This window comes from Streptomyces sp. NPDC059787, assembly GCF_042732315.1.
Classification (GTDB): Bacteria; Actinomycetota; Actinomycetes; order Streptomycetales; family Streptomycetaceae; genus Streptomyces; species Streptomyces atrovirens.
This window is the reverse complement of record NZ_JBHWHX010000038.1, coordinates 1-25,445: the sequence shown is the minus strand read 5'-3', so window position 1 is coordinate 25,445 and position 25,445 is coordinate 1. Positions and strand designations below refer to the sequence as shown.

At 71.4% G+C, this 25,445-nt stretch carries 24 protein-coding genes; 15 read left to right on the top strand and 9 right to left on the bottom strand.

Features of this window, described 5'->3' with window-relative positions; translation table 11 throughout:
• Positions 1-40: 40 nt before the first annotated feature.
• A complete protein-coding gene (locus ACFV5H_RS28625) occupies positions 41-1,324 on the bottom strand; it encodes a HEAT repeat domain-containing protein (RefSeq protein WP_385197882.1) in 1,284 nt (427 codons plus the stop codon).
• Positions 1,325-1,546: 222 nt separating this feature from the next.
• Here ACFV5H_RS28625 and ACFV5H_RS28620 point away from each other — a divergent pair, with 222 nt between their 5' ends.
• Positions 1,547-2,359 carry an endonuclease I family protein gene (locus ACFV5H_RS28620; protein WP_385197880.1) on the top strand — a complete coding sequence of 271 codons (813 nt, stop codon included), beginning with the start codon at positions 1,547-1,549 and terminating at the stop codon, positions 2,357-2,359.
• Here the strand turns inward: ACFV5H_RS28620 and ACFV5H_RS28615 are convergent.
• The gene (locus ACFV5H_RS28615; protein ID WP_385058726.1) at positions 2,322-2,636 is read right to left on the bottom strand and encodes a hypothetical protein; all 315 of its coding nucleotides are present in this window, start codon (positions 2,634-2,636) and stop codon (positions 2,322-2,324) included. The two genes, ACFV5H_RS28620 and ACFV5H_RS28615, sit on opposite strands and share 38 nt — an antisense overlap.
• The gene (locus tag ACFV5H_RS28610; protein ID WP_385197878.1) at positions 2,633-2,947 is read right to left on the bottom strand and encodes a hypothetical protein; all 315 of its coding nucleotides are present in this window, start codon (positions 2,945-2,947) and stop codon (positions 2,633-2,635) included. Before ACFV5H_RS28610 ends, ACFV5H_RS28615 begins: the two co-directional genes overlap by 4 nt.
• Positions 2,948-3,107: 160 nt before the next feature.
• Between ACFV5H_RS28610 and ACFV5H_RS28605 the strand changes: the two genes are divergently transcribed.
• The 5 genes from ACFV5H_RS28605 to ACFV5H_RS28585 all read left to right on the top strand — a co-directional run bounded on the left by ACFV5H_RS28605 (position 3,108) and on the right by ACFV5H_RS28585 (position 6,563).
• Entirely contained in the window at positions 3,108-3,902 is a 795-nt protein-coding gene (locus tag ACFV5H_RS28605; protein WP_385197876.1) for a helix-turn-helix domain-containing protein, read from the top strand.
• Positions 3,895-4,101 (top strand): DUF397 domain-containing protein, encoded by a 207-nt coding sequence (locus ACFV5H_RS28600; RefSeq protein ID WP_385197874.1) that lies wholly within the window; start codon positions 3,895-3,897, stop codon positions 4,099-4,101. Before ACFV5H_RS28605 ends, ACFV5H_RS28600 begins: the two co-directional genes overlap by 8 nt.
• Before the next feature lie 117 nt (positions 4,102-4,218).
• Positions 4,219-4,830 carry a hypothetical protein gene (locus ACFV5H_RS28595; RefSeq protein ID WP_385197872.1) on the top strand — a complete coding sequence of 204 codons (612 nt, stop codon included), beginning with the start codon at positions 4,219-4,221 and terminating at the stop codon, positions 4,828-4,830.
• Between the two features lie 590 nt (positions 4,831-5,420).
• Positions 5,421-5,777, top strand: a complete 357-nt coding sequence (locus ACFV5H_RS28590) for a peptidase inhibitor family I36 protein (protein ID WP_385058736.1) — start codon at positions 5,421-5,423, stop codon at positions 5,775-5,777.
• Positions 5,778-6,377: 600 nt separating this feature from the next.
• Positions 6,378-6,563 carry a hypothetical protein gene (locus ACFV5H_RS28585; protein WP_385059236.1) on the top strand — a complete coding sequence of 62 codons (186 nt, stop codon included), beginning with the start codon at positions 6,378-6,380 and terminating at the stop codon, positions 6,561-6,563.
• 63 nt (positions 6,564-6,626) lie between these two features.
• On the opposite strand, the gene ACFV5H_RS28580 is transcribed toward ACFV5H_RS28585, so the two are convergent.
• Complete coding sequence (locus ACFV5H_RS28580) at positions 6,627-8,312, bottom strand: thiamine pyrophosphate-binding protein (protein ID WP_385197870.1); 1,686 nt, start codon at positions 8,310-8,312, stop codon at positions 6,627-6,629.
• Complete coding sequence (gene speB / locus ACFV5H_RS28575) at positions 8,309-9,277, bottom strand: agmatinase (RefSeq protein ID WP_004931144.1); 969 nt, start codon at positions 9,275-9,277, stop codon at positions 8,309-8,311. Before speB ends, ACFV5H_RS28580 begins: the two co-directional genes overlap by 4 nt.
• Positions 9,278-9,429: 152 nt before the next feature.
• On the opposite strand from speB, the gene ACFV5H_RS28570 reads away from it, so the two are divergent.
• Together ACFV5H_RS28570 and ACFV5H_RS28565 are read left to right on the top strand one after the other, a co-directional pair.
• Positions 9,430-11,124, top strand: coding sequence for a helix-turn-helix domain-containing protein (locus ACFV5H_RS28570; protein WP_385197868.1), 1,695 nt, complete (start codon positions 9,430-9,432; stop codon positions 11,122-11,124).
• 118 nt (positions 11,125-11,242) lie between these two features.
• Positions 11,243-12,034 carry a phosphatase gene (locus tag ACFV5H_RS28565; RefSeq protein ID WP_385059227.1) on the top strand — a complete coding sequence of 264 codons (792 nt, stop codon included), beginning with the start codon at positions 11,243-11,245 and terminating at the stop codon, positions 12,032-12,034.
• A 63-nt stretch (positions 12,035-12,097) separates the two neighbouring features.
• On the opposite strand, the gene ACFV5H_RS28560 is transcribed toward ACFV5H_RS28565, so the two are convergent.
• The 4 genes from ACFV5H_RS28560 to ACFV5H_RS28545 form a co-directional block, all read right to left on the bottom strand.
• Positions 12,098-12,619 (bottom strand): DUF4232 domain-containing protein, encoded by a 522-nt coding sequence (locus ACFV5H_RS28560; RefSeq protein WP_385197866.1) that lies wholly within the window; start codon positions 12,617-12,619, stop codon positions 12,098-12,100.
• A gap of 229 nt (positions 12,620-12,848) precedes the next feature.
• Entirely contained in the window at positions 12,849-13,718 is an 870-nt protein-coding gene (gene tesB, locus ACFV5H_RS28555) for an acyl-CoA thioesterase II (RefSeq protein ID WP_385058580.1), read from the bottom strand.
• Positions 13,719-13,753: 35 nt separating this feature from the next.
• A complete protein-coding gene (locus tag ACFV5H_RS28550; RefSeq protein ID WP_073931749.1) occupies positions 13,754-14,911 on the bottom strand; it encodes an acyl-CoA dehydrogenase family protein in 1,158 nt (385 codons plus the stop codon).
• Between the two features lie 184 nt (positions 14,912-15,095).
• Positions 15,096-15,692: a TetR/AcrR family transcriptional regulator gene (locus ACFV5H_RS28545; RefSeq protein ID WP_385058582.1), complete on the bottom strand. Its 597-nt coding sequence runs from the start codon at positions 15,690-15,692 to the stop codon at positions 15,096-15,098.
• Positions 15,693-15,779: 87 nt separating this feature from the next.
• On the opposite strand from ACFV5H_RS28545, the gene ACFV5H_RS28540 reads away from it, so the two are divergent.
• The 7 genes from ACFV5H_RS28540 (at position 15,780) to ACFV5H_RS28510 (ending at position 25,410) form a co-directional block, all read left to right on the top strand.
• Positions 15,780-17,396 (top strand): carboxyl transferase domain-containing protein, encoded by a 1,617-nt coding sequence (locus ACFV5H_RS28540; protein ID WP_385058584.1) that lies wholly within the window; start codon positions 15,780-15,782, stop codon positions 17,394-17,396.
• 14 nt (positions 17,397-17,410) lie between these two features.
• Complete coding sequence (locus ACFV5H_RS28535; protein WP_385197864.1) at positions 17,411-19,420, top strand: acetyl/propionyl/methylcrotonyl-CoA carboxylase subunit alpha; 2,010 nt, start codon at positions 17,411-17,413, stop codon at positions 19,418-19,420.
• The gene (locus ACFV5H_RS28530) at positions 19,417-20,364 is read left to right on the top strand and encodes a hydroxymethylglutaryl-CoA lyase (protein WP_385058587.1); all 948 of its coding nucleotides are present in this window, start codon (positions 19,417-19,419) and stop codon (positions 20,362-20,364) included. Before ACFV5H_RS28535 ends, ACFV5H_RS28530 begins: the two co-directional genes overlap by 4 nt.
• 5 nt (positions 20,365-20,369) lie before the next feature.
• Positions 20,370-21,530, top strand: coding sequence for an acyl-CoA dehydrogenase family protein (locus ACFV5H_RS28525; protein WP_385058588.1), 1,161 nt, complete (start codon positions 20,370-20,372; stop codon positions 21,528-21,530).
• 593 nt (positions 21,531-22,123) lie between these two features.
• Positions 22,124-24,328: a glycoside hydrolase domain-containing protein gene (locus tag ACFV5H_RS28520; RefSeq protein WP_385197862.1), complete on the top strand. Its 2,205-nt coding sequence runs from the start codon at positions 22,124-22,126 to the stop codon at positions 24,326-24,328.
• A gap of 32 nt (positions 24,329-24,360) precedes the next feature.
• Entirely contained in the window at positions 24,361-24,666 is a 306-nt protein-coding gene (locus tag ACFV5H_RS28515) for a hypothetical protein (protein WP_385058591.1), read from the top strand.
• Positions 24,667-24,714: 48 nt separating this feature from the next.
• Positions 24,715-25,410, top strand: a complete 696-nt coding sequence (locus tag ACFV5H_RS28510) for a hypothetical protein (protein ID WP_385197860.1) — start codon at positions 24,715-24,717, stop codon at positions 25,408-25,410.
• The last annotated feature ends 35 nt before the right edge of the window (positions 25,411-25,445 follow it).

Sequence of the window (25,445 nt, the reverse complement as noted above, 5' to 3'; positions counted from 1 at the left end):
GAAGCGGATTTCATCCCTCCGCAACATGCGGGCGACCGGTTCAGATGCGGTAGGCGCCCGTTTCCGGTGCGCCCTGCTCGGCCGCGAGCGCGGTGAGCGCCACGACGCCCCGGCCGCGGACGGCGGTCCCCGGGCCCAGGGCGAAGGGGTTCGTCGCGCCCAGCCGGAGCGCGAGGTCCGGGGCCATGTACGGGGTGGTGTCCTCCCAGTCGGCGTCCTCCTCGTCCCGCGTCCACTCGGCGTGCAGCGCGAGCTCCTCGGGGAGCCGCTCGCCCAGCTCGGGGATCTGCCCGCCACCCTGGGCGGAGGCGTCGAAGCGGCGCACCACGACCCCGTCCTCGGCCAGAGCCCAGCCGGATCCGCCGCCGTGCTCGCCGTAGTGGTACGCCTGGGCCCGGCGGTAGCGGCGGCTCAGTGCGGTGAGGGCATCGAGCACCTCGTCGGCGCGTTCCGGATCGACGGGGTTGCACCACGGCCCCAGGACCAGCGTCCAGCCGTCCACCTCGGGAGTGACGTACACGCGGCGGGGGTCGGGCCAGTCGTCGCTGTCGCGGAGGACGACGCTGTATCCCAGCGCGAACGTCGCGAGCCGTTCGCCGGACAGCCCCAGCACCTCGGCGATTCCCGCCCGGTCCCCGCCGGGTACCGCGATCCAGGAGGCGGAGCACGCCTCCAGTGGCTCGGCCCGGTCGTCGGCCGCCTTGACGCGGATCAGCCGTGCGACGGCCGCCCGGTCCCGCTCGGACAGGGCCTCCTCGCCGCCGGCCGAGGCCAGCGCCGTGAGGGCGTCCGCCCGCAGGGCCCCGGGTCCGTCGCGCCGTACCCGCCGGAGCGGTTCGAGGACGGCGTCCCCCAGCATCGGCAGCACCCACAGGGCGCGCTGGGCCACGCCCGGGTCCGGGTCGGCGACCAGGGGGACGAGCGCCTCGATCACCGGAGCGATGTCGCCCCGGTAGGCGGGGGTGCGGTCGAACGCCACCGAGCACGCGGACTGGATGCCGAAGGCGGCGGACTCGCGGACGGTCGCCGAGGGGTGGGACAGCGCCTCGACATAGCGCTCCACGGCACCCAGGCCGCTGAACGCCGCGCTCACCCGCCGCCTCGTCCCCTCGTCGTGCGCCGTCTCCAGGGCCGCCAGCACGTCGTCGTAGGCCGCGGGTCCGATGGCGTGCAGGAGCAGCTTGATCCGGAACCAGTCCACCGGCGAGGCCTCGTCCAGCATCTCGCGCAGCAGTGACGGCACCGCCGCCGCCCCGAGCGACGTCAAGGCCTCCCGGGCGGCCTCCCGCCACTCCGGGTCCGCCAGGTCCCTGACCAGCTCCACGCCACTGCCTCCTGTCGCTCGGGTGTGGGGGCGGCGATCACTATGCCAGCGGCGCACCTGACGTCCCGTCCGCGGGGGCCGGCGAGGAGGCCGCGGGAGCCGGCGGGGAGAGCGGACCCTCGTCACGCAACCGCCACCTTCCCTTCACGCCCTCGACCGCATGTTCATGTCACTCTCTGCGGTATCACTCAGACGTCAACCCGCGTAGATCGGATGCCTCCCATGCTCGCTATCCGCATATCCGCAGGCCGGCGCCGGAAAGCGGTGGCGCTCGCCACGGCCACCGTCCTCGCCGGCCTCGTCGCCCCGACGCTGAACGCACCCACCGCCGGCGCCGCGACCACCGCGTACGACGACACCTACTACGCCGCCGCGATCGGCAAGTCCGGCACGGCGCTCAAGGACTCCCTGCACACGATCATCAGCGACCAGACGAAGATCTCGTACTCGGCCGTCTGGAACGCCCTGAAGGTCACCGACCAGGACCCGGACAACAGCAACAACGTGATCCTGCTGTACTCGGGCATCTCCCGCAGCAAGTCCCTCAACGGCGGTGACGTGGGCGACTGGAACCGCGAACACGTGTGGGCCAAGTCCCACGGCGACTTCGGCACCTCCACCGGCCCCGGCACCGACCTGCACCACCTGCGCCCCGAGGACGTCCAGGTCAACTCCGTCCGCGGCAACAAGGACTTCGACAACGGCGGCAGCTCGTTCACCGACAGCGGCGGCAGCCTGACCGACTCGAACTCCTTCGAGCCGCGCGACGCGGTCAAGGGCGACGTGGCCCGCATGATCCTCTACATGGCCGTCCGCTACGAGGGCACCGACGGCTGGCCCGACCTGGAGCCCAACGACTCCGTGACCAACGGCAGCGACCCGTACCACGGCCGCCTCTCGGTGCTGAAGCAGTGGCACCAGGAGGACCCGCCGAGCGCGTTCGAGGAGAACCGCAACGAGGTCATCTACGACTCCTACCAGCACAACCGCAACCCGTTCATCGACCACCCGGAGTGGGTCGAGTCGATCTGGTAGGCGGGCGGACGGCCCTGCTCCCGGCGATCCGGCGCACGTCGGTCAGCGACTCGTGCATACGGGCGAGCAGGAAGCGGAGCTGGTCCGGGGTCGCGCGGCGGTCGGCGAGCAGGTCCGCCGCGTGACCGAGGAGGTCGTCGGCCATGGCCAGTTGCACCTGTTCGACGGTGTCCGCGAGGCGGGAGAGGCGGCCGGTTCCGTCCGTGAGGAGATAGCAGGGCTTGCCCTCCTCCCCTGTCCACGGCAGCAGCCGCGCGTGGTCGTTCCCGCTGCTCACGCCGTCACCTCCACGCGGTGGACGACGCGCGGCTCGATGTCGATCCCGTGGACGGCGAGCCGCAGCGCACGGCGCCGGGCCTGTTGGCGCCGGGCTTCCTCCGCGCGTTCATGTGCCACGAGGTAGGGGCGGACCACGGCGTCGTCCTCGCCCCGGAGGATCGGTGCCCCGAACCGCCGGGTGGTCGGCGCCCCGGCACACGGAACGCGCGCGTGCCGGCCGGGCGGGACCTCGGTGTGGCGGTGCCGCCCACGGCCAGGAAGCAGAAGCCGTAGCAGCGGTTCGAAGAACCTGGCGGTGCGGTTGCTCATGTCGTCGACTCTCAGGATGTGTTGATGACCGCGTCTCGGGCCGGTACCGGCCACGAGCCCTCGCTTTCCGTAGCGATGTGCTCACAGAGTGGGACGGGCGGAGCTAGGCTCGCCAGAGAGGAGCAGGTGACAGAGCTTTTGTCACAAGGGGGATGACGAATTGGGCAGCATCTACGGGGACTGGCTCAAGGCGCAGCGCGAGGCGGAGGGCCTGACCCAGCAGCAGCTGGCCGACCGGGCGATCATGACGCGTTCGCACATCGCCCACATCGAGGCGGGCCGCCGGGTGCCGTCGAAAGAGGACGCGCGTCGGCTGGATGGAGCGTTGAACACGGGAAACGTGCTGAGCAGTTTCCTGCCGGAGCGGGACGTCGCCGTCGCGGACTACTTCGAGGCGGCCCGCCAGCTCGAACAACAGGCGGTGATGATCCGGGAGTCCGCGGTGACGTTCGTACCGGGAGTGCTGCAGACGGAAAGGTACGCAAGCGCCGTCCTGAGTACGACGTTCCCTCCTCTGAGCGACGAGGAACGTGACAAACGCCTTGTCACACGGCTCGACCGCGCGAGGATCCTCGATGATCCCGTGACGCCCACCTTCTGGGCTCTACTGGACGAGGGGTTGCTGTACCGAGTTGTCGGCGGCCGTGACGTCATGGCGGAGCAGTTGACGCACCTCGTACGTCTCGTCGAGAACAGCCGGGTCCGCGTTCATGTGATGCCGCGTGGCACCGGCGCCTATCCTGTGATGCAGGGGATGCTCAGCTTGATGTGGTTCGAGGACCAGCCTCCGGTGGCCTACTCCGAAGGCGTGCACGTCGCCAAGGTCCATGATGTCCCGGCCGTCGTCGAGCAGTTGCAAGGCGCTTACCATCTCGCACTGAGCGACGCGCTCCCGCTACGCGAGTCGCTTGCCCTCCTGAAAGCCACAGCAAAGGACTACGGACCCGATGACTGATCGATCCATAGCCGACGTCACAACGCCGAGAGGCTGGCGCAAGTCGTCGTACAGCGGAAACGAAGCCGGCAGCTGTCTGGAGGTTCTTGACGGGTATCCGGCGGGTGTGCCGGTTCGGGACTCCAAGGTGCCGGACGGGCCTGCCGTGGTCTTCTCCATGGCCGGTTGGGCGTCGTTCATTGCCGCTCTCAGGGACTGACCCACTCGCTTGAAAAGCGTGAGCATCCGAGCGCTCACTGTCCACACGTCGCTCATTTGAGTGGCCAAGTGACATTCAGTGGCGTAGTGCTCACTCTTTTTCAGCAAGGTGGTCCCCATGACCTCCCGATTCGCCTACGGCCACAACCCCCACAGCACGGCGCACGTGATCAGCACCACGCGCGCCCTCATGCGCACCGACGGCCTGGACGTGCCCTTGGCCTCCATCGCCCGCCATTGCGGGATCACACGCAACTTCCTGTACTCCAACTGGAAGTCGGTTTCGGCGCTTCACCTGCACGCGCTGAGGACCGAGCTGGCGGAGGCCTTCAACACGGCAGCGCACGCCCGCCCGAGTGACGGCACCGCGCGGGGAATCGCCGGGCACCTGACCGAGGTCGTACGGGTCGTCCGCCGTCACCCGACCACGGCCGCCGTCGCGCGTTCCTCTCCCGAGGCGTTCCGGTCGGCCCAGTCGGCGACCGAGGCGCCGCTGATGCAGGTCGCGACGGAACGCATCAGCGACCTGTTGCACCCTCTCTATCCGCACGGCGGTGTCTGGAGCGACCCCGCACTTGCCTCCAGGCCCTGGAAGATCCTGTGGGTCGCCCGTCCCGCCGCCCTCTGTTACGAGGCCGTAGGCGACCAGGACCGGGAAACAACGCTGGACACCGCCTTCACGGAGCTGACACTCGACCTACTGGCCCCCTGGGGCACCACCACGCCGTGACCGCCGCGGACGACCTGCCCGCGGTCAGGAGAACGACAAACCCGGGCGCTCGCCGCGCACCGACCCGGCTGTGGCCGACCGGTCGATGCCGGAGCGCACGGGAGCAGAGCACACCGGCCGACGCCAAAGCACACAGGTCGATACCAGAGCGCACAGGACACAGCACACCGGCCGACGCCAAAGCACACAGGTCGATACCAGAGCGCACAGGACACAGCACACCGGCCGACACCAAAGCACACAGGGCGATACCAGAGCGCACAGGACACAGCACACCGGCCGACGCCAAAGCACACAGGGCGGAGTCGGCCAGCGCCCCGCAGGCAGGTGGCGGCGCGCGCGGCACCCCCACCGCATGGATCGGCAGGGTCGATCGGCGGGCAGGACGCCGGGGCCACGGGCCGTGCGCCCCGCGCAGGCGGCGCCCGGTGCCCGACGCACAGCACACCCGTCGAGCCTCCGGTTCGCTCCATCAGGTGGTGTGAGCGGCGACGCCGGGCGATCGGCCCGACCCGCCGCAACCATGGAACGGCCCCGGCACGTCCGCCGGGGCCGTTCCATGCCTCCACGACGCCTTACCGGAGAATGCCGTGAAAACTCGCTCCTGGTCCCTCGCCGCCGCCCTCGCCCTGACCGCGCTCCTGCTGCCCGCCCACACAGCGTCCGCCGCCCCGGCCGCACCCCCCGCCTGTTCCGACGGGTCGGTGTGCTTCTGGAGCGGCGAGGGCTTCGACGGCGACTACTGGGAGTGGACCGCGCGCAGTGGCTACCGCGACATGCCGCCCCGCCTCCACGACCACGTCGGCTCGTTCGTCGCCAGCACCCGGGCCTGCTTCGTGAACTGGCAGCCGACCGAGAAGCGGGACGTCTTCAACGGCGACTGGCGCTCCCGCTACCTCGGCGACTTCGGCGGACGCATCGACGGGGTGGGCCCGGGCGGCTGCTGACCCGGCGGATCCGACCCGGTAGCGCCGGCAACGCCCTCGCGAGGTCGGCCTTCCCGGGTCCGGGGCCGTACACGTCCAGGGCCGTAAGGGCGTCCGGAACCGTACGGACGTCCAGGGCCGTACAGACGTCCAGGGCCGTAAGGGCGTCCAGGGCCGTACGGACGTCCGGGGCCGTACACGTCCAGGGCCGTACGGACGTCCGGGGCCGTACGGACGTCCGGGGCCGTACGGACGTCCGGATCCCGGACGACTCGGTGCCGGTGTTCGGTCCCCGGTCCCGTGTCAGAGGGCGAACGGCTGCACGTCAGGGTCGCTGTTCGCCTACGCCGGTCGATCTCGCTGACAACGGCCGTGATCTCGTCACCGAGCCGAAGGGCGGCGACGAGACGGCGAGGAGGGGTCGCGGACACATGGGCGTCACCTCATGACGCGTCGGTGACGCCCGAGGGGCGGAACCCTTAATGATCAGTGGTTCGCGCGCCTTCCCCGGGGAGACGTCGCTGTAATGGCTGCCAGAGGGTTTCCCCTCGCCATCAGACACGTTGAAGGGGTAGGACCATGATGAAACCGCGTGCCACCAGGATCGCACTCGTAGGGGCCATGGCTTCCGCGGCAATCGCGCTTCCGCTGGCCGGTTCGGCCGCCGCCGAGACGAACCTGCGCCCGCACGTGACCACCTCCTTCCTGGAGTGTCAGACCCTTGGCAACCAGTTGGCGCAGAAGGGGTGGCTGACGGGCTTCAACTGCGTGCAGGAAGGCAACTACGTGGTCATGTACCCCTGGTAGACACAGGAACTCGACACACGTCCGAACCCGGGGCGGGACCTCGCCGATCACTCCATGTGAGGGTCACTTCATGTGGGTCGGGGCGAACATCCGCAGCACGGCGGGGAGTACGACCACCGCCGGGCCCGGTGTCGTCAGGGCCTTCGCGAGGTCCTGTTCCAGGGTTTCGGGGCTGGTGCGCAGGCCGGGTACGCCGAAGGACTCCGCCAGGGCCACGTAGTCGGGGCGGGTCAGTTCCGTCGCCGTGGGTTCGCCGAAGGCGTCGGTCATGTACTCGCGGAGGATGCCGTAGCCGCCGTCGTCGACGATCAGCCAGGTGACGTCGAGGTCGTGCTGGCGGGCGGTGGCCAGTTCGGCGACGGAGTACAGGGCACCGCCGTCACCGGAGACCGCGAGGACCGGACGGGTGGGGTCGGCGACGGCCGCGCCGAGGGCGGCCGGGAAGCCGTAGCCGAGGCCGCCGGCGCCCTGCGCGGAGTGCAGGTGGTTGGGGCCCATGGCGTCGAAGGCGGACCAGGCCCAGTACGTCAGGATCGTCATGTCCCAGAAGGACGGCGAGCCGGTGGGCAGGGCGCGGCGGACCGCCGTCAGCACCTGCTGTTCCAGGGCGAGTTCCTGGGAGGCGAGGCGCTCGCGGACGCGGTCCAGCACTCCCCGTACGCGCTCGGACGCGGTCGCGTCCTCGCGGGCTTCCACCGTCTCCAGCAGGGCCTGGAGGGCGAGGCGGGCGTCGGCGTGGATGCCGAGGCCCGGGTGGTTGGACTCCAGTTTGCCGAGGTCGGCCTCGATCTGGATCACCCGGCCGCGCGGCTCGAACGTGTGGTAGTTCGAGGAGAGTTCACCGAGTCCGGAGCCGACGACCAGCAGGACGTCGGCGTCCTCCAGGAAGTCGGTGGTGTGGCGGTCCTCCAGCCAGGACTGCAGCGACAGCGGGTGCGTCCAGGGGAAGGCGCCCTTGCCGCCGGGGGTGGTGACGACGGGGGCCCGGACGCGCTCGGCGAGCTGTTTCAGCTTGCCGGAGGCGTCGGAGCGGACCACTCCCCCGCCCGCGATGATCGCGGGGCGGGCGGCGTTCGCCAGCAGGTGGGCGGCGAGTGCGGTGAGTTCGGGGCGCGGGGGCAGCTCGTCGGGGGTGGCGTCCATCGCCGTCACCACCGGCAGGACCGTCTCCGCGAGGAGCACGTCCTGCGGGATCTCCACCCACACGGGACCGTGCGGGACGGTCAGCGCCGACTTCCAGGCCTCCGCGATCGCCGACGGGATCTGGGACGCCGTACGCACCGTGTGGACGGACTTGACGACCCCCCGGAACGAGGCCGACTGGTCGGGGAGCTCGTGCAGGTGGCCGTGGCGGCCGCCGCCCAGCCCGGCCGTCGGGACCTGGCTGCAGATCGCCAGCACCGGCGCCGAGGCCGCCGCCGCCTCCTGGAGCGCGGCCAGCGAGGTCAGCGCTCCCGGGCCGGTCGACAGCAGCAGCGGGGCGGCCTCGCCGGTGATCCGGCCGTACGCGTCCGCCGCGAAACCGGCGTTGTTCTCCACGCGCAGGCCGATGTAGCGCAGGTCGGAGCGGCGCAGGGCGTCGAACACGCCGAGGGCGTGCTGGCCGGGCAGGCCGAAGACGGTGGTCGCGCCGAGCCCGGCCAGGGTCTCCACGACCAGGTCTCCGCCGTTGCGGCCGGGGGGAGGATTCAGCGCGGCCTCCGTCTGCGCGGCGGTCGGGCGGAGCACCAGGTCGTGGTCGTGGGTCACTGCGCGCGGGCCTCCGCAATCTGACGGGACATGATCGTGGTCAGCTCGTACGCCGTGTGGGACGCGGCGACCGAGGTGATCTCGGCGTGATCGTACGCGGGGGCCACCTCGACGACGTCCGCCGAGACCAGGTTGCAGGAGGCCAGTCCGCGCAGGATCTCGAGGAGCTCGCGGGAGGTCATGCCGCCGGCCTCGGGGGTGCCGGTGCCGGGGGCGTGGGCCGGGTCGAGGCAGTCGATGTCGATGGAGATGTACAGCGGGCGGTCGCCGATGCGCTGACGCAGCTGGTCGGCGACCTCGTCGGCGCCCCGGCGGTAGACGTCCGCGGAGGTGACGATGCCGAAGCCCATCTTCTCGTCGTCGGTGAGGTCCTGCTTGCCGTAGAGCGGGCCGCGGGTACCGACGTGGGAGAGGGCGGAGGTGTCGAGGATGCCCTCCTCCACCGCGCGACGGAACGGGGTGCCGTGGGTGTACTCGGCGCCGAAGTAGGTGTCCCAGGTGTCGAGGTGGGCGTCGAAGTGGAGCAGGGCCACGGGACCGTGCTTCTTGGCGACCGAGCGGAGCAGCGGCAGGGCGATGGTGTGGTCGCCGCCCAGGGTCATCAGGCGGGCGCCGGTACCGAGGAGGTCGTCGGCGGCGGCCTCGACCGTCTCCACGGCCTCGTTGATGTTGAAGGGGTTCACGGCGATGTCGCCGCCGTCCGCGACCTGGGCGAGGGCGAAGGGGGAGGCGTCCTGCGCGGGGTTGTAGGGGCGCAGCAGCCGGGACGCCTCACGGATGGCGTTGCCGCCGAAGCGGGCGCCCGGCCGGTAGGAGACACCCGAGTCGAACGGCACGCCCACCACGGCGACGTCGGCGCGGCCGACCTCGTCGAGACGGGGCAGCCGGGCGAAGGTCGCGGGACCGGCGTACCGGGGGACGCGGGAGGAGTCGACGGGGCCGCGGGGCGTCTCGTTGCTGCTCATGGGACTGCCTTCTTTCCTGCTCTTCGCCTTGGCTCATGCGTCCGCCCGCACCCGCGGGCTGCCGGTCTGTCCCGACCATAGAGCGGCGGAAAGCACCTGCGAAGTGTACGTTTCATCCATTCCCGCCACACGGAATGGAGGAAGTGTCCAGCATGTCGGACCCCATGGTTCCCCCCACGCCACCTGTGCGTCTGGACGCGCTCCTGGCACGCGAGGACCTCGGACTGCGCCGGATCGCCGGGCCCGACGACCCCGGCGCCGTCGTGCACTGGGCGCACGCCTCGGAGATGGCGGACCCGTACCCGTATCTGCTGGGCGGGGAGCTGCTGCTGTCGGCGGGGGTGCACATCCCGGAGGGGGCGGGCGCGGGGTACTTCGACGCGTACGTCTCCCGGATCGTGGCGGCGGGCGGGGCGGCGCTCGGGTTCGGCGTGGCACCGGTGCACGAGGCGGTGCCCAAGGAGCTGGCGGAGGCGTGCGAGATGCACGGGCTGCCGCTGCTGGAGGTGCCGCCGCGGACCACGTTCTCGGGGGTGGCGCGGGCGGTCTGGCAGCTCATGGCGCAGGCCCGGCTGGCGGAGCTGCGCCGGGTCGCGGAGGCCCAGCAGAGCCTCGCCACCGCGGCGTCCCGCCCGGACCCGGTCCGCCCGGTCCTCCACCGACTGGCCCAACGGATCGGAGGCTGGGCCGCCCTGTACACCCCGGACACCACCGAACTGGCCACCGCGGGAACCACCCCACCCCCGGAGACAAGACAGTCCCTGACGGACCTGGCCGATCTGGTACGCCCCTCCCCGACCACGGACAGCCGCACCGCCCCGACCACGGACAGCCGCACCGCCCCAGCCACGGACAGCCGCACCGACGTAGCCGCGGGCAGCCGCACCGCCCCAGCTACGGACAGTCGTGCCGACGTAGCCGCGGGCAGTCGTGCCGACGTAGCCGCGGGCAGTCGTGCCGCTGGGGCGGCACGGGTGGGCGCGGCGGCACCCGGCGAACGCCGGCAAGTGACACCCGCACCCGGCGAGCACCGACAAGCGGCGCCCACCACCGCCAGCGACACAGTCGACGGCACCCACCTCGCCGCCTACGCCCTCGGCACCGGATACGTACTCGGCGTGGCCTCGCCACAACGCGACCCGGGCAACCACAGCATCGCCTCCGTCGCAGCCGTCCTGCTCACCCTCCTCACCGCCCGGCAACAGAGCGGCACCACCGCGGCCCGCGCCTCCGCACTCGTACGACTCCTGCTGGGCAGCCCGCCCCAGGACGTGGCCCCGCTCCTCGGCGGAGAGCGGTGGCAGGTGGTCCACGCCCGGCCGGACGGCCACACCGCACCGGACCCCCTGACCACCTCCGCACTCGGCACGGCGCTCGGCTCCCCCCTGGTCGACCCGGCCGGCGAGTTCGTACGCGTCCTGGTGCCCGCCGACCGCCCCGTGGAGCCGCTTCCCGGCTGGACCCTCGGCGTCAGCACCGCCGCCGCCCCGCCCGACTGGCCGGACGCCGACACCCAGGCCGCCCGCGCCCTGGCCCGGGCCCGCGCCACCCGCGCCCCGCTGCTCCGGCACGGCGACCGCCCCGCCCTCGCCGACCTCGTCCCGCCGCGCGACGCGGACGCCCACGCCCGGTCGCTGCTCGCGCCGATAGCGGCCGCTCCCGCCCTCACGGACACCCTGCGCACCTGGCTCTCCCTGCACGGCAGTTGGGACCGTACGGCGGTGGCGCTGTCCGTGCACCGCAACACCGTGCGGCAGCGCATCGCGCGGTGCGCGGCGCTGCTGGAGGCGGACCTGGACGACCCGGACGTACGGATGGAGCTGTGGTTCGCGCTGCGGCGCACGTGAGCCGTACGGGCGGCACCGAGCCACTGAGTAGCCGTACGGAGTCGGCTGAGTACGTGACGCACGTCCCAGCGCGCGATACGCCAGGGACGCCCACAGGCCGCTGCTCCACAATGGGGGCATGCCGATACCCGGGACACCCAGCCGCGCCGAACTCGTCGAGCACCTGGTCGCCACGCGCATCGCGGGCGATGTCGCCACGCCGCGCGAGAACAACCTCTCCCACTACCGCAAACTGGCGAACGGCGACCGTCACTTCTGGCTCGGCCTGGAACTCGGCGACCGCTGGACCGACGAGCAGGACGTGCTGGCGGTGATGGCGGAGCGGGTCGGCGTCAACGACGACCCCGAGCACCGGTACGGGCAGGACACCATCGACCCGGAGCTGACCGTGGCCGGGCTGGAGCGCATGGCCGGGCGGCTGCGCAAGGCTGCGGACGGGCAGCAGCGGGTGCTGTTCGCGACCGGTCATCCGGGCGGGCTGCTGGACGTGCACCGTGCGACGGCCGCCGCGCTGCGGGCCGTCGGCTGCGAGATCGTGGTCATCCCGGACGGGCTGACGACGGACGAGGGTTATGTGATGCAGTTCGCGGACGTGGCGGTGCTGGAGCACGGCGCCACGCTGTGGCACACCCATTCCGGTGAGCCGATGAAGGCCATCCTGACCGCCCTGGAGCGCGAGGGCCGCCCGCTGCCGGACCTGGTCGTCGCCGACCACGGCTGGGCGGGTGCGGCCGGACAGTACGGCGTCGACTCCGTCGGCTACGCCGACTGCAACGACCCGGCCCTGTTCGTCGCCGAGGCGGAGGGCACCGTCCAGGTCACGGTCCCCCTCGACGACCACGTCACCAGCCCCCGCCACTACGACCCGATGACGGCGTACCTGCTGGCGGAGGCCGGTCTGGCGCAGTGAAAGGCCCCGTCGGCCGGGCGCGGGGACACGCCCGGCCGACGGGGCAGCCGGTGGACGCGGGGGTCAGTTGACGAACGGGACGGCGTCGGCGCGGTCGGCGTGCCAGTTGGTGGCGATCGGCCGGTCGACCGTGGCGGTGTCGGGGAGGCGGAGCGTGACGGAGTTCTCCTCGTCACCGGCGACCGAGAGGTGGAGCCGGTCGAACTGCACGCCGTTGTTGTTGTTGGTGCTCTTGGGGCTGATGCCGGCGTAGGCGACGGCGGAGCCGCCGAGGACGACGTCGTCGCTGACGCCGTGCTCGGCGGGCGAGACCTCGGTGTCGGGGTGGGAGCCGAAGGAGGCGGAGGGGAACACGCCCTCCAGGTGGCAGACGATGCCGGGCTTGGCCTTGGCGGTGATCAGGTAGTAGCCGCCCGCCTGCGTCTCGGACGTGACCTTGAGGTTCAGGTCGCTGGTCGCGCAGGGCCGGGTGGTGTGGCTGCCGCTGTCGGCGGTGGCCGTGGCGGTGGCGGCGCCGCCCAGGGCGAGCGCGGCGACGGCGGCCAGGGCGAGGCGGGCGGAGCGGGTGGCGAAGCGAGAACGCATGGTGGTCTCCATGGTGTGACGTGGTGGATCGGCCGGCGGGCTGCCGGGATGACCGCAGCTTGTGCCGTGATCCGTCCCACCCGCCACACCGGACGCCCAGCACGGGACGCCGGAACGCTGGAACGGCCTCTGACCAGCACGGATGCCGACCGCCTGGAACGGTCCGCTGGGACGCGGACAGCCGTCCGGCCCGTGCGCCGTGGAGAGGGGGAGGGCGTCCGGAGCCGGCTCAGGAGCGCGGGACCCGGACCACGCCCTCCTGGATGACCGAGACCGCGAGGCGGCCGTCCTGGGTGTAGATGCGGGCCTGGCCGAGGCCTCGGCCGCCGTGGGCCGAGGGGGACTGCTGGTCGTACAGGAGCCACTCGTCGGCGCGGAACGGGCGGTGGAACCACATCGCGTGGTCCAGGGAGGCGCCGACGACGTCGCCGACGGCCCAGCCGCCGCGGCCGTGGGCGAGGAGGACGGAGTCGAGCAACGTCATGTCGGAGACGTACGTGGCGAGGACGACGTGCAGCAGGGGGTCGTCGGCGAGCTTGCCGTTGGTGCGGAACCAGACCTGGGAGTGGGGTTCGCGGGGCTCGCCGAAGCGGCCGTAGGGCGGCTCGTCGACGTAGCGCAGGTCGACGGCGGCGCGGGCCTCCAGGAAGCGCTCCACGACCTCGGGGGCGAGGTGGGCGTACCCGCGCAGGCGTTCCTGCGACGTGGGCAGCGTGGCCGGGTCGGGGGACGGCGGCATCGGGTCCTGGTGGTCCAGGCCCTCCTCGTACGTCTGGAAGGACGCCGAGAGGTGGAAGATCGGCTTTCCGTGCTGGACCGCGACCACCCGCCGGGTGGTGAAGGAGCGGCCGTCGCGGATCCGGTCGACGGTGTAGACGATCGGGGCGCCGGGGTCGCCGGGGCGCAGGAAGTACGCGTGCAGGGAGTGGGCGGGCCGGTCCTCGGGGACGGTCCGCCCGGCGGCGACCAGTGCCTGCGCCGCGACCTGTCCGCCGAAGACGCGGGGGACGACGGCGCTGCGGGAGTGGCCGCGGAAGATGTTCTCCTCGATCTGCTCGAGGTCGAGCAGATCGAGGAGTTCCTGTAGTGCCTGACTCATGTGGTCAGTTGTATACGGCAGGGATTTCGGGGGGCTTACAGGCCCATGTCCTTGGCGATGATCGTCTTCATGATCTCGCTGGTGCCGCCGTAGATGCGGTTGACGCGGTTGTCCGCGTACAGGCGGGCGATCGGGTACTCGTTCATGTAGCCGTAGCCGCCGTGGAGCTGGAGGCAGCGGTCGATGACGCGGTGCGCGACCTCGGTGCAGAACAGCTTGGCGGAGGCGGCCTCGGCGGGGGTGAGCTCGCCGGCGTCCAGGGCCTCGGTGGCGCGGTCGGCGACGGCCTCGGCGGCGTCGACCTCGGCCTGGCAGGCGGCCAGCTCGAACTTGGTGTTCTGGAAGTGGGCGACCGGCTTGCCGAAGACGGTGCGCTCCTGCACGTACTGCTTGGCGAACCGGACGGCGGCCTTGGCCTGCGCGTAGGCGCCGAAGGCGATGCCCCAGCGCTCGGAGGCCAGGTTGTGGCCGAGGTAGTAGAAGCCCTTGTTCTCCTCGCCGAGCAGGTCCTCGACGGGAACCTTGACGTCGACGAAGGCCAGCTCGGCGGTGTCGGAGGTCTTCAGGCCGAGCTTGTCGAGCTTGCGGCCCACCGAGTAGCCCTCGGACTTGGTGTCGACGGCGAAGAGGGAGATGCCGTGGCGGCGGTCCTCGGCCGTCGGGGCGGCGGTGCGGGCGCAGACGATCACCTTGTCGGCGTGGACGCCGCCGGTGATGAAGGTCTTGGCGCCGTTGAGGACGTAGTGGGAGCCGTCCTCGGAGAGCTTGGCGGTGGTCTTCATGCCCGCGAGGTCGGAGCCGGTGCCCGGCTCGGTCATCGCGATGGCCCACATCTCCTCGCCGGTGACGAACTTCGGCAGGTAGCGCTTCTTCTGCTCGTCGGTGGCGAGCATCTTGAGGTAGGGCAGGGCGAGCAGCACGTGCACGCCGGAGCCGCCGAACTGGACGCCCGCGCGGGCGGTCTCCTCGTAGAGGACGGCCTCGAACTTGTGGGTGTCCATGCCCGCGCCGCCGAACTCCTCGGGCACGCTGATGCCGAAGATGCCCAGCTCACCGAGCTTGTAGTAGAAGTCGCGGGGCGCCTGGCCCGCTGCGAACCACTCGTCGTAGACGGGGACGACCTCGGCCTCGATGAAGGCGCGGATGGTCTCCCGGAACGCCTCGTGATCCTCGTTGAAAACCGTACGGCGCACTGTCCGCCACCCCAATCCCTGCGCCTAAACCGGCGCCGCTCTCGCGTACGTGGTTGCTCGCCGTCGGGGTTCCTCAGTTGATGGCTACGGCCCGCATGGCTAAGCGCTTGCTCATTCAAGATACCGGCGAGTATCCACAGCCGTCCAGAGCGGGGGCCCCGTAACGCTCGTCACTCCGCCGGGGTCATCGCGCGCCCGCCGCCGCGAACGCGCCCCGGGCCATCCGGTGCAGCAGCTCGGCGGTGCCGGTACGGCCGGGCAGGGAGCCGGTGCGGGTCAGGTGGGGGGTGGAGTTGAGCAGGCCGAACACCGAGTGGACCGCCGAGCGGGCGGCCGGTTCGGCCAGCTCCGGGTAGAGCTCGCGCACCACGCCCACCCACAGCTCGACGTACTGCCGCTGCAACTGGCGCACCAGCTTGCGGTCGGTGTCCCGGAGGCGGTCCAGCTCACGGTCGTGCAAGGTGATGAGGGGGCGGTCGTCGAGCGCGAAGTCGATGTGCCCCTCGATCAGCGAGTCGAGGACCGCCTCGGGGGCCACCCCGTCGGCCTCCTCCAGGCGCCGCTTCGCACCGGTCAGCAGCCGGCCGCTGATCCCCACCAGCAGCTCCGCGAGCATCGCGTCCTTGCCCGCGAAGTGCCGGTAGAGCCCGGGGCCGCTGATGCCGACCGCGGCGCCTATCTCGTCGACCCCGACGCCGTGGAAGCCGCGATCGGCGAAGAGCCGGGCGGCCTCCTTGAGGATCTGCTCGCGGCGGGTGGGGGCGTCGGTTCTGGTGGCCATGAAGACGATTCTAGACAGCACGGTTAGCGGTCGTTAACCTGAAGGAAATGCGTTAACGCTCATTAACAAGGTGAGGGGACCCGCAGGATGCATGAGGCACCGGAGCTTCACAGCGCGGCCGATCCCGCGTCGGAGGCCTTTCGGGCCAACGAGGAGGCGCACCGCGCGCTCGTCGAGGAGCTGCGCGGCAAGCTGGCCGCGGCGGCGCTCGGCGGCGGCGAGCGGGCGCGGGCACGGCACACCGCGCGCGGGAAACTGCTCCCGCGCGAGCGCGTGGACACCCTCCTCGACCCCGGCTCGCCCTTCCTGGAGCTGGCCCCGCTGGCGGCCGACGGGATGTACGAGGGGCAGGCCCCGGCGGCCGGAGTGATCGCCGGGATCGGGCGGGTCGGCGGCCGGGAGTGCGTGGTCGTGGCCAACGACGCCACCGTCAAGGGCGGCACGTACTACCCGATGACGGTGAAGAAGCACCTGCGCGCGCAGGAGGTGGCCCTCGACAACCGGCTCCCCTGCGTCTACCTGGTGGACTCCGGCGGTGCCTTCCTGCCGATGCAGGACGAGGTGTTCCCGGACCGGGACCACTTCGGGCGGATCTTCTACAACCAGGCCCGGATGTCCGGCGCCGGCATCCCGCAGATCGCGGCGGTGCTCGGCTCGTGCACGGCGGGCGGGGCGTACGTCCCGGCGATGAGCGACGAGGCGGTGATCGTCCGCAACCAGGGCACGATCTTCCTCGGTGGCCCGCCGCTGGTGAAGGCGGCCACCGGTGAGGTGGTCACGGCGGAGGAGCTGGGCGGCGGCGAGGTCCACTCGCGCGTGTCGGGCGTGACCGACCACCTCGCGGAGGACGACGCGCACGCGCTGCGGATCGTCCGCACCATCGTCTCCACGCTCCCCGCGCGAGGGCGGCTTCCCTGGCAGGTGGAACCGGCCGTCGAGCCCAAGGTGGACCCGGCGGGGCTGTACGGGGCGGTGCCGGTCGACTCCCGCACGCCCTACGACGTACGCGAGATCATCGCGCGGATCACCGACGGCTCCCGTTTCGCGGAGTTCAAGTCGGAGTTCGGGCAGACCCTCGTCACCGGCTTCGCCCGGATCCACGGCCACCCGGTGGGCATCGTCGCCAACAACGGCATCCTGTTCTCCGAGTCCGCGCAGAAGGGCGCCCACTTCATCGAGCTGTGCGACCAGCGCGGCATCCCGCTGGTGTTCCTGCAGAACATCTCGGGCTTCATGGTGGGCCGGGACTACGAGGCGGGCGGTATCGCCAAGCACGGCGCCAAGATGGTCACGGCGGTCGCCTGCACGCGCGTGCCGAAGCTGACGGTGGTGGTCGGCGGGTCGTACGGGGCGGGCAACTACTCGATGTGCGGGCGGGCGTACTCCCCCCGGTTCCTGTGGATGTGGCCCAACGCCAAGATCTCGGTCATGGGCGGCGAGCAGGCCGCCTCCGTCCTCGCGACCGTCAAGCGGGACCAGCTGGAGGGACGCGGCGAGGAGTGGCCGGCCGAGGACGAGGACGCCTTCAAGGCCCCGATCCGCGCGCAGTACGAGCGTCAGGGGAACGCCTACTACGCGACGGCCCGCCTCTGGGACGACGGCGTGATCGACCCGCTGGAGACCCGGCAGGTCCTGGGCCTGGCCCTGACCGCGTGCGCCAACGCGCCACTGAGTGACCCTCAGTTCGGCGTCTTCCGGATGTGAGGGGACGGACAACGATGTTCGAGACAGTGCTTGTGGCCAACCGGGGCGAGATCGCGGTGCGCGTCATCCGCACACTGCGGTCGATGGGCGTGCGCTCGGTGGCGGTGTACTCCGACGCGGACGCCGACGCGCGGCACGTGCGGGAGGCCGACACGGCGGTACGGATCGGGCCGGCGCCGGCCTCGGAGAGCTATCTGTCGGTGGAGCGGCTGCTCGAGGCCGCCGCCCTCGGCGGCGCGCAGGCGGTGCACCCGGGGTACGGCTTCCTCGCCGAGAACGCCGCCTTCGCGCGGGCGTGCGATCGGGCGGGGCTGGTGTTCATCGGGCCCCCGGCGGACGCGATCGCCCTGATGGGCGACAAGATCCGCGCGAAGGAGACGGTGAAGGCGGCCGGGGTCCCGGTGGTCCCGGGTTCGAGCGGCAGCGGCCTCACGGACGGGCAGCTGGCCGACGCGGCCCGCGACATCGGTGTGCCGGTGCTGCTGAAGCCGTCGGCGGGCGGTGGCGGCAAGGGCATGCGCCTGGTGCGGGACGCGTCGGTGCTGGCCGACGAGATCGCCGCCGCGCGGCGCGAGGCCCGCGCCTCCTTCGGCGACGACACACTGCTCGTCGAGCGGTGGATCGACCGCCCCCGGCACATCGAGATCCAGGTGCTGGCCGACGGCCACGGGGGCGTCGTCCACCTGGGCGAGCGCGAGTGCTCGCTGCAGCGCCGCCACCAGAAGATCATCGAGGAGGCGCCCAGTGTGCTCCTCGACGAGGGGACCCGGGCCGCGATGGGCGAGGCGGCGGTCCAGGCGGCCCGCTCCTGCGGCTACCGGGGCGCGGGCACGGTGGAGTTCATCGTCCCGGGCAACGACCCCTCGTCGTACTACTTCATGGAGATGAACACCCGCCTCCAGGTGGAGCACCCGGTCACCGAATTGGTCACGGGGCTTGACCTGGTCGAGTGGCAGCTGCGGGTGGCGGCGGGCGAGCCGCTCGGCTTCGGGCAGGACGACGTCCGGCTCACCGGGCACGCGGTGGAGGCCCGCGTCTGCGCGGAGGACCCCGCGCGCGGCTTCCTCCCCTCCGGCGGCACGGTGCTGAAGCTGCGCGAACCGCAGGGCGACGGCGTCCGCACCGACTCCGGGCTGAGCGAGGGCACGGAGGTCGGCAGCCTCTACGACCCGATGCTGTCCAAGGTGATCGCGTACGGCCCCGACCGCGCGACGGCGCTGCGCAGGCTCCGGGCGGCGCTGGCGGAGACGGTGACGCTGGGCGTGCAGACCAACGCCGGGTTCCTGCGGCGGCTGCTGGCGCATCCGGCGGTGGTCGGCGGCGACCTGGACACCGGGCTGGTGGAGCGTGAGGTGGACGGGCTCGTACCGGACGAGGTGCCGGCGGAGACGTACGCGGCGGCGGCGCTGCTGCGCCAGGCCTCCCTCCGGCAGCCCGCCGGCGGATCCGGCTGGGCCGACCCGTTCGCCGCCGCCGACGGCTGGCGGATGGGCGGCGAGCGGGCGTGGACGGCGCACCACCTGCGGGTGGCGGGCCACGACCCGGTGACCGTGCGCGTGCGCGGCACGGCGGACGGCGGGACGGAACTGCTGCTGCCGGGCGCCGGCACCCCGGTGCGGGGGTCCGCGGGCCCGGTGGGCGGGCACCGGTTCACCTGCACGCTCGACGGCGTCGCCCACACCTTCGCCGCCCTGCCGGACGGCACCTGGCTCGGCCGGGACGGCGACGCCTGGCACGTCCGCGACCACGACCCGGTCGCCGCGTCCCTCACCCGCGCCGGCCAGGCGGGCGCCGACTCGCTGACCGCGCCGATGCCGGGCACGGTGACGGTGGTGAAGGTCGCCGTCGGCGACGAGGTGGCGGCGGGCCAGAGCCTGCTGGTGGTGGAGGCGATGAAGATGGAGCACGTCATCTCCGCCCCGCACGCCGGCACGGTCACCGAACTGGACGTGGCCCCGGGCACGACGGTCGCGATGGACCAGGTGCTGGCGGTCATCGCACCGGTGGAGGAGGAGACGGCATGAACGCCCCGGAACTGGGCCTGCCGACGGCCGTACCGGCCGCGGGGCTGCCCGCGCGGGTACGGATCCACGAGGTCGGCGCGCGCGACGGACTGCAGAACGAGAAGGCGACCGTCCCGACGGCAGTCAAGGCGGAGTTCGTCCGCCGCCTGGCCGGCACCGGTCTGAGCACCATCGAGGCGACGAGCTTCGTGCACCCCGAGTGGGTGCCCCAGCTCGCGGACGCCGAGGACCTGTACCCGGCGGTGTCCGACCTGCCGGTGTCGCTGCCGGTCCTGGTGCCGAACGAGCGCGGACTGGACCGCGCGCTGGCGCTGGGCGCCCGGCGGGTCGCGGTGTTCGCCAGCGCCACGGAGTCCTTCGCCAGGGCCAACCTCAACCGCACGGTGGACGAGGCGCTGGCGATGTTCGAGCCGGTGGTGCGGCGGGCGAAGGCGCAGGACGTCCACGTCCGCGGCTACCTGTCGATGTGCTTCGGCGACCCGTGGGAGGGCGCGGTCCCGGTCCCCCAGGTGGTGAAGGTGTGCCGGGCCCTGCTCGACATGGGCTGTGACGAGCTGAGCCTGGGCGACACCATCGGGGTGGCGACCCCGGGCCATGTGACGGCCCTGCTCACCGCGCTCGGCGAGGCGGACGTGCCCGTGTCCGCGCTGGCCGTGCACTTCCACGACACCTACGGCCAGGCCCTGTCCAACACGCTGGCCGCGCTCCAGCGGGGCGTCACCACGGTCGACGCCTCCGCCGGCGGACTGGGCGGCTGCCCGTACGCGAAGTCCGCCACCGGCAATCTCGCCACCGAAGACCTCGTGTGGATGCTGCGGGGTCTCGGCATCGACACCGGAGTCGACCTCGGCCGTCTGGTCGCCACGAGCGTCTGGATGGCCGCCCACCTGGGCCGACCCAGCCCGTCCCGCACCGTACGAGCCCTCTCCCACCAGGAGCAGTGAACGACATGGACCACAAGCTCTCCCCCGAACTGGAAGAACTCCGCCGCACGGTGGAGGAGTTCGCGCACGACGTGGTGGCACCGAAGATCGGTGACTTCTACGAGCGGCACGAGTTCCCGTACGAGATCGTGCGGGAGATGGGCCGGATGGGCCTATTCGGGCTGCCGTTCCCGGAGGAGTACGGCGGCATGGGCGGCGACTACTTCGCCCTGGGCGTGGCCCTGGAGGAGCTGGCGCGGGTGGACTCCTCGGTGGCGATCACCCTGGAGGCGGGCGTCTCGCTGGGCGCGATGCCGGTCCACCTCTTCGGCACGGAGGAGCAGAAGCGCGAGTGGCTGCCCCGGCTCTGCTCGGGCGAGATCCTGGGCGCGTTCGGTCTGACGGAGCCGGACGGCGGCAGTGACGCGGGCGCGACCCGTACGACGGCCCGGCTGGACGAGTCGACGGGCGAGTGGGTCGTCAACGGCGCCAAGTGCTTCATCACCAACTCGGGCACGGACATCACGGGCCTGGTCACGGTCACGGCGGTGACGGGCCGCAAACCCGACGGCAGGCCGCTGATCTCGGCGATCATCGTCCCGTCGGGCACGCCGGGCTTCACGGTGGCGGCCCCGTACTCGAAGGTCGGCTGGAACGCGTCGGACACCAGGGAGCTGTCCTTCCAGGACGTCCGCGTCCCGGCGGCGAACCTGCTGGGTGAGGAGGGCCGGGGTTACGCGCAGTTCCTGCGCATCCTGGACGAGGGCCGTATCGCCATAGCGGCGCTGGGCACGGGTCTTGCGCAGGGCTGTGTGGACGAGTCGGTGAAGTACGCCAAGGAGCGGCACGCCTTCGGCAGGCCGATCGGCGCCAACCAGGCGATCCAGTTCAAGATCGCCGACATGGAGATGAAAGCCCACACGGCCCGCCTCGCGTGGCGCGACGCGGCCAGCCGTCTGGTGGCCGGCGAGCCGTTCAAGAAGGAGGCGGCGCTGGCGAAGCTGTACTCGTCCACGGTCGCCGTGGACAACGCCCGTGACGCCACGCAGATCCACGGCGGCTACGGCTTCATGAACGAGTACCCGGTGGCCCGTATGTGGCGCGACTCGAAGATCCTGGAGATCGGCGAGGGCACGAGCGAGGTCCAGCGGATGCTGATCGCCCGGGAGCTGGGTCTGGCGGGCTGAGCCACCGCCCGCCCGGGCCCCGGCGGACACCGGCCCCGCGTCGTCAGGCGCGGGGCCGGTCGGCGTGTGCGGACGCCCGCGTCGCGTCCCGCGACGCCCGACACGGCCTCCGGGTTGTGCACGATCTCCATTCCCCTTCGGTCACGGTTCCATCACGAACCCCCCTCCCCGACTCCCGGAACAACACAGTCCGTTCATAGCGGACTTGACCGGGCGTCAAGGGAAAAGCAAGATCACGAAAGTTGCCACGGAGCACGCGACCGGTGTGCCGGGCACAGAGCCGAGGGGGCGTCCGGGGCCGCGCAACAGCTTCCAGCAGCGCGCCACCGTACGGGCGGCGCGCACGGACACCCGGGGGGGCCTGTCCCACATCGCCGCGCCACGATCCGGTGGCGGGCACTCCACCGACCCGCGCCCCTGAACGGCGGCTCCACCATCGGGCGGGGCCGTCACACGTCCCCACGCGCCGTCACCGCTCACGGCCGGGCGGACGGCGCCGCACCCGACGCAGCCGTACAGGCCACGAACGACCTCATGACCGGCGGGCCCCACAGGGTCCGCTCCGTGCCGGACCGACAGGAGAAGACGGAGTCATGGCTGACGAAATGGTGCTTCGCGCCCAGAGATTCATCAACACCACGTACAACGACGGTGCGACCCTGGGCATATCCAAGCTGAGCGAGAACGGCCAGACCGGCTGGCCCGTGATGTACGCCCTGACCCGGGCGCTCCAGTACGAGATGGGCATCACCGCCCTGTCCAACTCCTTCGGCCCGACCACCCTCGGAAAGCTGGGGGAGCTGTACGGCAAGCTCGACGAGACGACCATCCCGTCGGCCAACTTCTGCCGCATCATCCAGTCCGCCCTGTACTGCAAGGGCTACGACGGCGGCGACATCGACGGACAGTACAACGACCGGGTCAAGGACGCGGTCGTGAAGCTCAACCAGAACATGGGCGTCTCGGGCACCTACCCGGGCAGCTCCCTGTGGCCCAAGGTGGTCAAGGGCCTGTTCAACATGGACGCCTACGTCACCGTCAGCAACGGCTCGGACACCATCCGTTCCATCCAGCAGTGGCTGAACGGCCGGTACATCCTGCGCAAGGACTTCTACATCATCCCCTGCGACGGCCACCACTCCCGTGACGTGGCCAAGTCGATGCTGTTCGCGATCCAGTACGAGCTGGGCATGGCGGACGGCGTCGCCAACGGCGTGTTCGGACCGGGCACCCAGTCCGGCCTGAAGAGCCACACCGTGTCGAACGGCACCACCGGCGTCTGGGCGCAGCTCTTCACCGCGGCCATGATCCTGAACAAGCGGAACGTCCCCTTCGGCAACTTCACCTCCGCGGTGCAGTCCGGCGTGGAGACCTTCCAGTCCTTCAGCAAGCTCCCCGTGACCGGCAAGGGCGACTTCCAGACCTGGGCCTCGCTGCTGGTCTCCTACGGCGACCAGTCCCGCAAGGGCACGGCCTGCGACGGCGTCACCCAGATCACGCCCGCGCGTGCGCAGGCCCTGAAGGACGCCGGCTACAGGTACATCGGCCGTTACCTCTTCAACCCCTCCGCCACCAGCCTGCCGGAGAAGCAGATCCAGCCGGGTGAGCTCGCCACCATCAAGGAGTACGGGCTCAGCTGCTTCCCGATCTTCCAGACGTGGAGCCGGTCCGCGGACTACTTCAGCCACAACCAGGGCACCATCGACGCGTTCCGCGCGATCGAGTGGGCCAGGTACCACGGCTTCAAGGCCGGCACCATCATCTACTTCGCCGTCGACTACGACGCGATGGACGGCGAGGTCACCGACTACGTCATCCCGCACTTCCGCGGGATCATGCGCACCATCGGCGAGAACTCCGGCTACCGCGTCGGCATCTACGGCCCGCGCAACGTCTGCCAGCGCGTCTCCGACGCCGGCTACGCGGTGACGAGCTTCGTCTGCGACATGTCCAGCGGCTTCTCCGGCAACCTCGGTTACCCGCTGCCCACCAACTGGGCGTTCGACCAGATCTCCACCATCACGGTCGGTTCGGGTTCGGGCTCGATCGAGATCGACAACAACATCGCGTCCGGACGGGACTACGGCCAGAGCGACTTCAATCCGGGCGCCGACCTCAACGAGCTGGACACCGACCTGGACAAGGACGCCTACCGGGCCCCGATGCTCCAGGACGTGAAGGCGTACCTGGAGTCGATCGGCGTACCGGAGACCGGCGGCGACGGCTGGACCGACAAGGACTGGGCCTCCCTCGGCGGCATCTCCACCACCGAGGCGTTCGACGCGGTGATGGACGCGGACTGGCTGTTCACCTCGCTGGCCCGGTCGCTGCGGATGCGCAAGGCGCTCATCCAGGCACCGGTCCTGTGGGAGCTGCGCAAGCTCAACCCGCTCGACTTCATCGCCGACGCGGCGGTCAAGGCGGGCGAGAGGGACGACTGCAGCACCGGCTGGGGACAGATCTTCGCCGCGACCGCCATCAAGGCCCGCAACTACTGCATCGGCGAAGGCATCATCAACGGCGAGGGGATGGACTACAACTCCTCGGCCGACCTCCGCAAGGTCTGGTACCAGCTCCACGACGACCAGGAGTACAACGTCCGCACCGTCGCCTACGTGCTGCTGTGGAACTCGGAGCTGCTCGGCATCGACCGGCCCGACCTGAGCGGAAACGTCCACGTCACGGAGGCCGTGCTCGGCCAGTACAACGGCACCGGTCCGGACGCCGAGCAGTACGGCCGGGAGCTGATGGGCCTGTACCACGTCCTGGAGCAGTACAACGCGTTGTCGCGCGGCTAGTGGCGGCGGCGAACGAAGGAGGGCCGGCCCCGATGACCGGACGGTGGCAGGTCGCCCTGGGTGTCAACGTGCTTCTCGGCGTCCCGGGCGTGATACCGATCTGGCTGTTGTGGTTCCTCGCGGCGAGCTGGGCGGGCGGTCCCGAACCGACGGACGACGACCCCATGGTGTTCTGGCTGCCGATCGCCGCAGTCATCGTCGTCCCGTACGTCATGCTCTGGCTCGCCGTGAACCGCCCCTTCAAGCGCCGCAGTTCGCTCGTACCCCGCACCTACTGGCTGCTCAGCGCCCTGGCCACCTTCCTGCCGACCACGGCGCTCATCATCTACTCACCGTGAGAAGGGAACAATGACGTGCACACCGAGAGGCGCGGCAGCGTGAACGGCATGTCGAGACGAGTCCTGGTGAAGTCCACCGGGGTGATCACCGCCGCGGTCGCCGCGGGGCTCGTCGCCCCCGGCACCGCCCTGGCCGGTCCCCGGGACGGCGCGACGACCGGGCCCGCGGCCGCGCCGGGGAAGAAGGCGCCCACGTCGGCGAACGGCTGGTCCCTGGAGAAGGAGGCCAACCACGTCTCCACCGTGTGGACCCGCCAGGTGTCCGGCACCGGGCTGGAGGTCGACGTGCGGATCGGCGACGTGGAGGCGATCCTGCTCCACGTCGTACGGCGCTACCACTACGAGGTCGAGCAGCTGCCCCGCGTCGACCTCACCGGCTGGCAGCCGATCGGCGGCCTGAAGAAGGACGGGCCGGAGTCGAACCTCGCCTCCGGCACCGCGGTGCGGATCCGTCCGGGCGCCGGCGCGAGCGGCTCGCTCTTCCCGTTGCAGGTGCTGACCGTGCGGGACATCCTCGCCGACTGCGAGGGCGTGGTGCGCTGGGGCGGCGACGACGACCCCGCCGACGAGTCGCTGTTCTACATCGGTCTCGGCCCGGACGACGCACGGGTGCGGGAGGTCGCCGACCGGTTCCGCGTCCAGGAGGTCACGCCCGGCCTGGGCGCCGGCGTCACCGTGGACGTGCTGGCCCCGTCCCGGCGCGAGCGCGCGAAGCGCCTGCACCGGGAGCAGCGGGCGCACTGACCGGACGACACGAGGGGCCGTCCCGTCACCGGTTC

What these genes read in the sequence shown, in the direction of transcription:
- ACFV5H_RS28510 (WP_385197860.1), top strand. Translation starts at nt 24,715, where the DNA reads ATGTCGAGACGAGTCCTGGTGAAGTCCACCGGGGTGATCACCGCCGCG.
- ACFV5H_RS28595 (WP_385197872.1), top strand. Translation starts at nt 4,219, where the DNA reads ATGACCTCCCGATTCGCCTACGGCCACAACCCCCACAGCACGGCGCAC.
- ACFV5H_RS28610 (WP_385197878.1), bottom strand. Translation starts at nt 2,947, where the DNA reads ATGAGCAACCGCACCGCCAGGTTCTTCGAACCGCTGCTACGGCTTCTG.
- ACFV5H_RS28600 (WP_385197874.1), top strand. Translation starts at nt 3,895, where the DNA reads ATGACTGATCGATCCATAGCCGACGTCACAACGCCGAGAGGCTGGCGC.
- ACFV5H_RS28520 (WP_385197862.1), top strand. Translation starts at nt 22,124, where the DNA reads ATGGCTGACGAAATGGTGCTTCGCGCCCAGAGATTCATCAACACCACG.
- ACFV5H_RS28535 (WP_385197864.1), top strand. Translation starts at nt 17,411, where the DNA reads ATGTTCGAGACAGTGCTTGTGGCCAACCGGGGCGAGATCGCGGTGCGC.
- ACFV5H_RS28525 (WP_385058588.1), top strand. Translation starts at nt 20,370, where the DNA reads ATGGACCACAAGCTCTCCCCCGAACTGGAAGAACTCCGCCGCACGGTG.
- ACFV5H_RS28570 (WP_385197868.1), top strand. Translation starts at nt 9,430, where the DNA reads ATGTCGGACCCCATGGTTCCCCCCACGCCACCTGTGCGTCTGGACGCG.
- ACFV5H_RS28545 (WP_385058582.1), bottom strand. Translation starts at nt 15,692, where the DNA reads ATGGCCACCAGAACCGACGCCCCCACCCGCCGCGAGCAGATCCTCAAG.
- ACFV5H_RS28620 (WP_385197880.1), top strand. Translation starts at nt 1,547, where the DNA reads ATGCTCGCTATCCGCATATCCGCAGGCCGGCGCCGGAAAGCGGTGGCG.
- speB (WP_004931144.1), bottom strand. Translation starts at nt 9,277, where the DNA reads ATGAGCAGCAACGAGACGCCCCGCGGCCCCGTCGACTCCTCCCGCGTC.
- ACFV5H_RS28585 (WP_385059236.1), top strand. Translation starts at nt 6,378, where the DNA reads ATGGCTTCCGCGGCAATCGCGCTTCCGCTGGCCGGTTCGGCCGCCGCC.
- ACFV5H_RS28565 (WP_385059227.1), top strand. Translation starts at nt 11,243, where the DNA reads ATGCCGATACCCGGGACACCCAGCCGCGCCGAACTCGTCGAGCACCTG.
- ACFV5H_RS28515 (WP_385058591.1), top strand. Translation starts at nt 24,361, where the DNA reads ATGACCGGACGGTGGCAGGTCGCCCTGGGTGTCAACGTGCTTCTCGGC.
- tesB (WP_385058580.1), bottom strand. Translation starts at nt 13,718, where the DNA reads ATGAGTCAGGCACTACAGGAACTCCTCGATCTGCTCGACCTCGAGCAG.
- ACFV5H_RS28540 (WP_385058584.1), top strand. Translation starts at nt 15,780, where the DNA reads ATGCATGAGGCACCGGAGCTTCACAGCGCGGCCGATCCCGCGTCGGAG.
- ACFV5H_RS28530 (WP_385058587.1), top strand. Translation starts at nt 19,417, where the DNA reads ATGAACGCCCCGGAACTGGGCCTGCCGACGGCCGTACCGGCCGCGGGG.
- ACFV5H_RS28560 (WP_385197866.1), bottom strand. Translation starts at nt 12,619, where the DNA reads ATGCGTTCTCGCTTCGCCACCCGCTCCGCCCGCCTCGCCCTGGCCGCC.